Annotated in this window: 7 protein-coding genes; 3 read left to right on the top strand and 4 right to left on the bottom strand. The window is 43.6% G+C overall.

What is annotated here, in order from left to right; all coding sequences use genetic code 11:
• Positions 1-160 precede the first annotated feature (160 nt).
• On the bottom strand, positions 161-1,930 hold the full coding sequence (locus tag NWQ57_RS15900) for a DEAD/DEAH box helicase (RefSeq protein WP_306023146.1): 1,770 nt from the start codon (positions 1,928-1,930) through the stop codon (positions 161-163).
• 404 nt (positions 1,931-2,334) lie between these two features.
• Between NWQ57_RS15900 and prsT the strand changes: the two genes are divergently transcribed.
• A complete protein-coding gene (gene prsT / locus NWQ57_RS15895) occupies positions 2,335-5,100 on the top strand; it encodes an XrtA/PEP-CTERM system TPR-repeat protein PrsT (RefSeq protein WP_306023145.1) in 2,766 nt (921 codons plus the stop codon).
• 55 nt (positions 5,101-5,155) lie between these two features.
• On the opposite strand, the gene NWQ57_RS15890 is transcribed toward prsT, so the two are convergent.
• A complete protein-coding gene (locus NWQ57_RS15890; protein ID WP_306023144.1) occupies positions 5,156-5,965 on the bottom strand; it encodes an ion transporter in 810 nt (269 codons plus the stop codon).
• A gap of 186 nt (positions 5,966-6,151) precedes the next feature.
• On the opposite strand from NWQ57_RS15890, the gene NWQ57_RS15885 reads away from it, so the two are divergent.
• Positions 6,152-7,303 (top strand): iron-containing alcohol dehydrogenase, encoded by a 1,152-nt coding sequence (locus NWQ57_RS15885; RefSeq protein WP_306023143.1) that lies wholly within the window; start codon positions 6,152-6,154, stop codon positions 7,301-7,303.
• A 30-nt stretch (positions 7,304-7,333) separates the two neighbouring features.
• The gene (locus NWQ57_RS15880) at positions 7,334-7,762 is read left to right on the top strand and encodes a thioesterase family protein (protein WP_306023142.1); all 429 of its coding nucleotides are present in this window, start codon (positions 7,334-7,336) and stop codon (positions 7,760-7,762) included.
• Here NWQ57_RS15880 and NWQ57_RS15875 read toward each other — a convergent pair.
• Complete coding sequence (locus NWQ57_RS15875; RefSeq protein WP_306023141.1) at positions 7,745-8,941, bottom strand: hydroxymethylglutaryl-CoA reductase; 1,197 nt, start codon at positions 8,939-8,941, stop codon at positions 7,745-7,747. The two genes, NWQ57_RS15880 and NWQ57_RS15875, sit on opposite strands and share 18 nt — an antisense overlap.
• Positions 8,942-8,997: 56 nt before the next feature.
• Complete coding sequence (gene tolC / locus NWQ57_RS15870) at positions 8,998-10,317, bottom strand: outer membrane channel protein TolC (protein ID WP_306023140.1); 1,320 nt, start codon at positions 10,315-10,317, stop codon at positions 8,998-9,000.
• Between the last annotated feature and the right edge of the window lie 148 nt (positions 10,318-10,465).

The raw sequence follows: 10,465 nt of genomic DNA, 5'->3' as shown, positions 1-10,465 counted from the left end.
TAGGAGCGACTTCAGGCGCGAAATTGAAAGCCATAGCGTAAAAATAAAGGCCTCTCAGGGCATTGTCTACTGACCTTTTTAAATTGTGCATTGACTATTCCCTGACTTGTTAAGATCAAAAAAGGAGCCATTAGGCTCCTTTTTTACCACTCAGAGTAAGTTACTCTTTGTTAAAGCTCGGTTTTGCACGTGCCTTGGGCGGTGTATCCGACCATTCACGCATACCTAAAGCACGGCCTGCAACACGGGTTTTTTGCAACACGTCTTGGGTGGCTTTAGGCATATTATTAGGTAAGTCAACGGTGCTGAAATTATCATAAATTTCGATAGCGCCAATATTTTTGCTGCTGATATTTGCTTCGTTCGCAATCGCGCCAACGATATTACCAGGCTTAGCACCATGGGTATGACCCACTTCAATGCGGTAGCGTTTCATGCCTTCGCTAGGAGGGCTAGATTTACGTTCACGCTTAGGACGATCTGGTCTGTCACCACGATCACCACGTGCAGGGCGGTCACCGCGCGAAGGTCTGTCGCCAAAATCACGACCACCGTCACGGGAACCACGTTCACCACGAGGAGCGCGCTCTTCAAGGTTAGGACGGTCAGATTCTTTCAGAATCAATGGCTCGTCGCCTTGAGCAATCTTGGCTAAAGCAGCCATCACCACTTCAGGTGAAGCATCCGCTTCTTTCATGATCGATTCAACAATAGGGATCATGGTTTCGATGCTGGCATCATTCATGGCTTCCATAACACTGGTTTTGAAACGAGTAAGACGAGTTTCATTTAACTGTGAAATAGAGGGAATAGCCATAGGTTCGATTGACTGATTAGTGGCCTTTTCAATCGAGAACAACATGCGTTTTTCACGATGAGAAATGAATAATATTGCATCACCTTGGCGACCAGCACGGCCGGTACGGCCGATACGGTGTACATAAGACTCTGTGTCATAAGGAATATCGTAGTTGATAACGTGACTTACACGCTCAACATCAAGACCTCGCGCAACAACGTCGGTAGCAACTAGTATGTCGATGTTGCCTTTTTTCAAGCGCTCTACAGTACGTTCACGGGCGTTCTGCGGAATATCACCGTTAAGTGGTTCAACATCGTAACCACGTGCCGAAAGTTTTTCAGATAATTCCAACGTGGCCGTTTTCGTGCGTACAAAGATGATGACGCCGTCGAAATCTTCAACTTCGAGGATGCGAGTTAAGGCTTCTAATTTATGATGCCCTGCTACTTGGCAATAACGTTGCGTAATTTGCGCAGCAGTGGTTACGTTAGAGGCAATTTTAACGTGCTTAGGATCTTTCAAATAACGTTGAGTGATCTTACGGATTGCATCAGGCATGGTGGCGGAAAACAACGCTGTTTGGCGTTCTTTAGGAGCATGACTCAAAATCCATTCGACGTCATCAATAAAGCCCATACGTAACATTTCATCGGCTTCGTCTAAGACTAAAAACTTAAGTTGATCGAGTTTTAGCGTGCCTTTGTTGATGTGGTCAATAACACGGCCAGGTGTACCAACAACAACTTGTACGCCACGTTTTAACTGGCGAATTTGGTTTTCATAAGACGAACCGCCGTAAACCGGTAATACACGGATTTTACGACTGAAGCTGGCGTAAACCTGAAATGCTTCAGCAACTTGGATAGCTAACTCACGGGTTGGAGCTAACACTAATAATTGCGTGAAGTCAGCATCAGGATCAATGTTAGCCAACATAGGTAGAGCGAATGCTGCAGTTTTTCCGGTTCCAGTTTGTGCTGTGCCTAGTAAGTCATGGCCTTGTAGGATTAATGGAATTGCCTCAGCTTGAATGGGCGAAGGTTTTTCATAGCCTACTTTTTCTAAGGCTTTGAGTATTTCTTCAGGTAAATTTAAATCTTTAAACGTTAGTTCAGATGTGGTGGTCATCGAGAGTCCCAGGGTACTAGCAGGCACAGCATAATTTGAATCGGTATAACAATTTTTTTAGGCGAAGCCGGCTCGGTTTCAAAGGCTGGATTATATTCGATAACCAAAATTTACTCCATGTAATGCGTTGTTTAATTGCTGTTTTTTTGAAAAAAAGTGTGTGTTTAAACCGTAAATTACATTTTAATGTCAATTATGTTGCAAAATTGTCATGCAATCTAAGTGCTTATTTAACATACAGCTGGTTTTAGTGGCTAGGTCAAAAATCAATCAACTTTACTTGGGCTTTTTCGACGTGTTTTACTGCGGCTCTAAATTCCCACTCATTTTACGAGAAAAGGCTTTAATTGCCGGCTAACTCTAGTATCTTTGTCACTAACTTTTGAAGCTTATGGATTGAGAATATGAATACCCATTTATCCTTACCTAAGATGCTAAAATTTAGCTTAATTAGTTTGAGTGTATCGTTGTTACTTGGCTGTGGTCCAAAAACCGCGGAAGAACATATCGCGGAAGCCCAACAATTTATCAGCGAAAACAATAATACTGCGGCCATTGTAGCGCTTAAAAATGCGGTTCAAGCCGACCCTAAGTCAAGTGAAGCGCGCTTTGCACTCGGTAAAGTGTACTTAGACAGCAAACAATACGAGAGTGCAGAAAAAGAGCTCAATCGCGCCTTTGAATATGGCTATGAACCCTCTAAAGTTTTACCTCTATTGACCAAGGCTTATGAAAAAACCGGAGCCTATGCTGCGCTGAGCAAAGTGGACGAGCAGCAGGCCGGCCTTACCTCCGTAGAGCGTGCTGAGATCGGTTATTTTAAAGTGCTGTCATTAGTTAAATTGGGTAAAGAAGATGACGCTCGTTTACTCATCGAAGATCTTGCCAGCCTTGATACTAGCTCGGTGTATAAAGGGCTTACCGCAGCCTATGTTCATATTATGGATAAAGACTTTGATACTGCTTTAGAAGCATTGCAGGCGCTCAAAACACAGTCACCCCTAGATCCTGAAATCCTAAAGTTACTCGCGCAAGTTGAATTAGCTTTGAATAAACCCCAAGAAGCGGCGGATGTGTTCAAAGAGTATGTGGGTTTATATCCAGACGATTTACAAATAAAGTTTGTATTGGCTAAGTTGTTGGTTGATTTAGGGCGTATGGATGAGGCCGAATCGTATGTTGACAGCCTGCTTGCTGTTAACGACCAAAACGCCTTGTTAAATCAACTTAAGTCAGCCATTAAAGCCTCACAACAAGACTTTGCAACCGCGCTAAAATTTGCCGAGACTGGCATTTTAAACGGCTCAGTTGACCCCAGCTTACGCCTTATTGCAGGTTACTCTGCCTATAAGATCGCTGATTATGCCAGTGCAAATCGCCATCTTTCTTTCATTGTAAGTAGCTTACCTGATAATCACCCAGCCTTAAGAATGCTGGCTGCGAGTCAACTGCAAATTGGTTTAACCAATGAAGCAGGCGAAGTATTAGAGCGTATCGATGATTTAAGCAAGGAAGATGCGCCCTTGCTGTCTAAAGCCAGTTATCAACTGATCAGAGAAGGCTATGAAAAAGATGCGCGCGGCCTAGTTGAAAAATCCATTGAACTGAGCGACACCGCGGAAGATTTCACCCGTTTGGGTTTATTGCAGTTATCACTCAATAATCTTGATGGCATTGTTAATCTCGAAGAAGCCGTAGAAAAATCACCTGAATTGGTCAGTGCACAAACAACCTTAGCCACTGCCTATGTTGCCACTGGCCAGTATGATAAAGCGCTAGAGCTTGCTGCAAAGTGGAAAGCCAGTTCACCAAAAGAAATCAAACCTTATCTCATCAAAGGGCAAATTCATATTAAACGGCAAGAATATACGCTTGCACAAAAAGAATATGAAGAAGCCGCAGCTATTGATAGTAAAGCGTTTGAAGCACCGATGGCGCTGATTAACCTTGATCTTGTGCAAAATAGGTTAGAAGCCGCAACGGAAAAATTAGGCGCATTGTTGAAACGTGCACCAGATTACTTACCTGCTTTAGCTGCCAATTATTTGTTTTTAAGCAAAAACGGCCAAAGTGAGCAAGGCTTGCAAAAAATTAAAGAGCTAGTAGCCAAAAAACCGCAAGACATTGATGCACGACTATTGCTTGCTCGCGTCTATGTTGCAGAGCAAAAGTACGATGACAGCCTAAAAGTGCTTAATGGGTTCACTGATACTAGTAAGCTGCCTAAAACGTACTGGACGTTGAAAGGGCAAAGTTTAATCGCCAACAATATGCGCAGCGAAGCAGAAAAACACTATGACGCTTGGCTTAAAATATACCCTAATGACAAAGAGGCAACTATCGGGCGCCTGTTGTTGCTTGACAGTGAGAATAAGTTTACTGAAGGTGCCGAAATGGCACGGAGCTTTTTGCAAAAACGTGATGATGTGCAAATGCAGATCTTGCTTACTCACTTTTTATTAATGAGTTCCGATATCAAAGCGGGTAAAGATGCCTACGAAAAATTACCGGCGGCCACCTTAGCAATGCCTATTGCAAAAGGGTTTTTAGCTCGTTTGCAACTGGAAGACAAAAAGCCTGAAGATGCCTTGCCTAACGCACTAGCGGCCTACCAAGCGAATCCTAGTTATCGTAATGTGGTGATGGTGACGTTTATTTATGAACAATTAAAACAAGCTGATAAGGGGCTACAGTTTTTACAACAGCACATTGATAATCGTCCAAGTGATATGGCATCTAGAATGCTACTGGCAGAACGTCAAATAGGTGACGATACCGAAAGTGCGATGCGTTCTTATGAATTGGCCATCCAAGCTAATCCAAAAAACTATGTTGCGTTTAATAATTTAGCGTATTTAAATCTTCAGCAAGGCAAGCTACAAAAAGCAAAAGAATACGCCGTAAAAGCGGTTGAACTTATGCCTGCTAACCCTGCCACCCTTGATACTCTTGCGCAAGTATTGGTCGCTGAAAAAAATTATGAGGAAGCCCTGAAATATTACGAGCGAGCGGTAAGTGATAAAAACGTAAGTGAAGAGATTTACCTCAACTACGTTGATGCACTGTTTTTAGCCAAGCAAGACGTGCTAGCCAAACGTAAGTTAGGCCAAAGAGAATTTAAGGAAGAGATATCCTTGAAACGAGTAGGTGAGTTAAAAGCGAAATATTAAATTAAAAAAGTAGCCAGCCCTGGCGTCATTACAACGATGATGGCAGGGCTTTTCTTTATTTACTCGGACTAACTCGTTCGAGTTGCTTTTGCAAATCAGCAATCTGTTGCGATATTTGTTTCAAACTTGGCTCACCTTCTTCTTGGCTGGCTTCGGCTCTCGCCTTTGCGTTTTCCTGCTCCATAACATTCACTACGATACCGATAACCATATTCAAAAATGCAAAAGCGGTGAAGAATATAAAGGTTAGATAAAAGAGCCAACTCAGCGGATAGACTTCCATGGTCTCGTACATAACATCTGTCCAATCTTCAAAGGTCATTACCCGAAACAAGGTCAGCAAGGAAATCGTAATGTCGCCCCACAAGGTAGGATTGATATTTTCAAACAAGGTGCTGCCAACCGCGGCGTAGATGTAAAAAATGATAAACATCAACAACATCACATAACCCAACTGCGGCATTGCTTTAATCAGCGATACCAGCAAGATACGCAATTCGGGAATGATAGAAATCATCCGCAGCACCCTAAAAACTCTGACCAAACGGGCCACTAGCGCAAGGTCTGTATCTTCGGCGGGTATCATGCTGATCAGCACAATCAAGGTATCGAAAATATTCCAAAAGCTCTTAAAAAAGTCTCGTTTACGATGCTCAGCTAAAAAGCGAATGGTGATCTCAGTGAGAAAAAAAGCACTGATAAACCAATCCAAAAATTGGGTGATGTGCATCATGGTCGATGACATTTCGTAGGTTTTTGCACCCACTAACAGGGCTGAAAAAATAATGACAGAAACCACAAATATCTCAAACAGCTTGTTGCTGCGAATGGCGATAAATTGGTTTTGTAACTTACTGGCTTTCATGATGGTTTACGCTCTAAATAATAACTGATTCAGGGAAGAGTCGACGATAGAGTAGAGATTTGCCAAGGACTGTCAATGATTCTATATGACTATCCATCATTAATTATGATGGCTGATATATTTGGCAATGTTAGGGCCTAAGTTATAGTGAAGAGCGTCGCTTTAACCTTAGACTAGGTGTTTTGTATGTCAGTGTCTTTTGTTTTTCAAACCGTTAACGATATCCGTTGTGGGGCAGCATGCTCTCATGAGTTAGGTGCGATGTTGCAACAAAAATTTGCAGCTAAAAATGTCCTAATTATTACTGATAGTGGCTTAGTCAAATTGGGTAAACTTACTCCTTTATTGGCCTCTTTGTCAGCCAATGCTATTCAGGCTAAGGTGTTTGATGGGGTCGTGCCAGACCCTTCTGACTCACTGATTTTACGCGCGGCTGAACACGCTCAAAATGCGGATGTAATTATCGGTTTTGGCGGCGGCAGTTCGATGGATACCGCTAAGTTGGCGGCAGTATTGGCGCAAAACGAACAGCCCTTGGCTGAGATGTACGGTGTTGAGCAAGTAAAATCAACACGAAAACCTTTAGTGCAAATACCGACTACCGCAGGCACTGGCTCTGAGGTTACGCCTATTTCAGTGGTTACAACCGGCGAGACTACTAAATCCGGTGTAGTGTCATCTGTACTTTACGCTGACTTGGTATTGTTAGATGCCTCGCTTTTGGCTGGTATGCCAGCCCACATTACTGCTGAAACGGGGGTTGATGCCATGGTGCATGCCATAGAAGCCTTCACCAGTAAAATCAAGAAAAATCCCTTGTCTGATAATTTGGCACAACAAGCCCTTCGGTTATTGAGCCATTCCTTACCTTTGGCCTATACCGATATTCATAATCTTGAACATCGTCAAAATACCCTGTTGGGCGCCATGTTAGCGGGCCAAGCTTTTGCGAACGCACCTGTAGCGGGTGTGCATGCTTTAGCATATCCATTGGGCGGTATATTTCATCTTGCCCATGGCTTAACCAATGCTTTAATGTTACCTCACGTATTGGTTTTTAATATAGAGGTGGCGGAGGCAGAGTATGCACAACTTGGGCGTTTATTAATCAGCGATTTACCCACTGATTCTCGTCAACAAGCCGAGGCGTTTATAGTTTTCATGCAAAAACTTAGTTACGACCTAGGCTTGAATAAACGTTTACGCGATTATGGTATTAAGCAAGATGATCTTGAGTTATTAGCCAGTGAAGCAATGAAACAAACCCGTTTGTTACAAAATAACCCCAAACCAATCTTTTACGACGATGCATTAGCCCTATACCAAGCGGCTTGGTAAGTTCCTAAGGCTACATAGGAAGAACGATTTATGAGTAGGACCAGAGATGATTTTCGCCACTTTGAACGTCTATCAACCCGCTGGGGCGACAACGACATGTATGGCCATGTGAATAATGTGGTGTATTACGCTTATTTTGACACAGTGGTTAATCGCTTGTTAATTGACCGTGCTTGGTTAGATCCCTTAAAAGACGATGTAATCGCTGTTGTTGCAGAAACGCAATGTCGTTTTTTTAGCTCAGTGGCTTTTCCACAAATTTTAGATATTGGTGTAGCGGTGGAGCGCCTCGGTAATCGTTCAGTAACGTATCAACTTGGCGTATTTGTGCAAGGTTCACATACCTTGGCGGCATTGGGTAAATTTGTGCATGTTTACGTCGACAATCATACTCGTTTGCCAGTATCTATACCCACCCACGTAAAACAGGGCCTGACCGAACTAACGGTTGCGCCCTAGTGCATCATGACTGGTAACCCAATCTCCAGCTAATACGGCGGCGCTAAGTGATAGCTCACCGGCTAGCACGGTAGCACCAATGATTTCTGCAAGTTTGTAGACCTTTCCAGAACCGTAACAATCCATCATTTCTAAACATTCTTTCTGAGTCGCTAGGCCTGTGCCACCGCCATATGTGGCAACAATAAGCGACGGTATGGTCACGGATAGGTAGTAATTACCTTGTTCATCAACATCAGCAAATAACAAGGCTGATGATGATTCGGCAACATTTGCTGCATCTTGCCCGCAAGCGATAAAAATAGCGGCTATGGCGTTAGGGGAGTGGGCTCCGGTGTTGATCGCGCCCGCCATTACGCTACCCACCTGAGAGACTTGGCGCATTTTAAACATCAATTCAGCACTCACACCGAGTGATTGTTTGAGCAGTTCACCGTTAATACACACTTCAGCAATAACGCGCTTACCACGTGTGTGTAAGGTGTTGAGCTGTGAATGTTTTTTGTCGGTGTCCATTGCTCCTGATAAGTTGTATCGGACTAAACCGGGATGAGGGTAATGAGCCTGGATCCACTCACAGGCGGCAAAACAGGCTTTACCCACCATATTCTGCCCAGCTGCATCACCTGTGGTAAAGTTAAAGCGTAAGTAACGCATACGAGCTGCTGCATATTGTTCAATGTCACGTAATTTCCCAACGCTCGTTGTGGTTTCAGCTTGTTGTTTTATTTCAGTGAAATGCTCGCGCACCCATTCGCCAAATTGCAGCGCTTGACGAGCATCAGTAAAAATAAACACCGGTGCGCGTTGCATTGCGTCATCAACCACAGTGACTTTAACGCCACCGGCTGCAGTAAGTAAGCGCATGCCACGATTATAGCTGGCGATCAGTGTTCCTTCCGTGGTGGCCATAGGTACGTAAAAGTCACCTTGGGCATGTTCACCATTAATGCGCACTGGACCTGCTAGGCCAATAGGTACTTGGGCGACACCGATAAAGTTTTCAATATTGCCAGCGGTTGCCGTTGGTGCTACTGAATAGTGGGCGAGATGCTGTAGTTCAACACCTGTTTGCTCTTTAATAAATTCACGGCGAGTTGCGGCCATGTTTTCTGAATAGTCATTTTGTTTGTCGCGAGGTACTGAAGGGCTCTTAGTGGCTTGATTATTATTGTTCATACTCTGACCTTAAATGTAAAAAGGCAGCCTAAGCTGCCTATCAAACAAAGTAAATCTTATTGTTTTGCGGTAATCAATCCTTGGTCGATGTCATTCACATCTTCTGCACTCAATGTGCCTGCAGCCAGTTTCAAATTCATCATACTGGTGACATAACCGTATCTCACTCGAGATAAATTACGACGGGCATCAAACAGGTTACGGGTACTGTTAAGCACATCAACAATAGTACGCGTGCCCACGTCAAAACCGGCTTCAGTGGCTTTTAAGGCGCTTTCAGCTGAGATTACTGCTTGTTCAAAGGCTTTGATCCGTGAAATAGCCGCTTTCACGTCATTGTAGTTTGAACGTACGTTACGGATCACGCCGCGGTGTATGCGCTCGCGCTCTTCGCTATTAGCGATAAAACTGTATTTAGCAGAGTCAACGTTGGCTGTTACGCGACCGCCAGTATAAAGTGGTACTGACACACTTAAACCAATTCCATAATTGTTCACTCGGTCATCAGATGTTGTTATACCGTTGTCTGTTACTATGGCGGTATTACCATTATCAGATGAAGATGCACTGGCGTTTAAACTGACGGTCGGATAGTGACCTGAGCGCGCGCTTTTGATATCGAATTTAGCAATATCAACCGCAGTATTGGCGGCTAACAGTTGTAAATTACGTTCTTCTGCTAATTTCAACCAATTGTTAATGTCAGACGGATTAGGCATGGTGGCAGAAAAACTGGTGGTATTTAGTACGTTTAGGCTGTTGTAATAATTACCGGTAATTTCCCGTAAAGCCTCAAGGCTGATTTCAACGTTGTTTTGTGCACTGATTTCAGCAGCGACCGAGGTATCATATTGAGCTTGCGCTTCATGCACATCAGTAATGGCGGTTAAGCCCACTTCGAATCGTTGTTTAGTTTGCTCAAGTTGGCGTTCGATGGCACGTTTTTCAGCTTGGGCAAATTCTAAATCGTCTTGCGCTTGTAATGTATTGAAATAGCCCGTTACGGTTCTGACTATTAAATCTTGCATCGCATTGGCATAGATGGTGTCGGCACGACTAGCAACTAATTCAGCTCGGTCAAAGGCAACCCAAACAGAACGGTCATATATGCTTTGGCTTAAATTGACCGTCGCAGAGTTAGTTGAGCGTTCAGTATCGCCAAAGGTTTCGTTGGCAGACAATGAAAGAGAAATTTGGGGTAACAAACCCGCACGACTTTTATCTATGTCTATAAAGGCTGCTTCTTTTTGCGCTTTTGATTGCAAGGTTGCCGGGTCGTTTTGCAATGCTTGCTGATAGACTTCGCTCAGTGAGTCTGCATTAGCAGAGGACGCCATGCCTATACCTATCAGTAGCGACAAAAGTGTTTTCTTCATTATTTTTCCTTTGGTAGTTCCTGAACCGATGTTAGCCGAACAGATGACTGATCTATATGCGTTTAATGTTGTACAAAGTCTAAGCAAATCAAGCGGCAAGCCAAAACGCTTAGTGGTAACACTTAGCCCTCAAGTGTAACAGAATATT

It is taken from the genome of Paraglaciecola sp., from assembly GCF_030730205.1.
Lineage (GTDB): Bacteria > Pseudomonadota > Gammaproteobacteria > Enterobacterales > Alteromonadaceae > Paraglaciecola.
The sequence above is the reverse complement of the archived record's forward strand: the minus strand, read 5'-3'. Positions and strand labels throughout refer to the sequence as shown.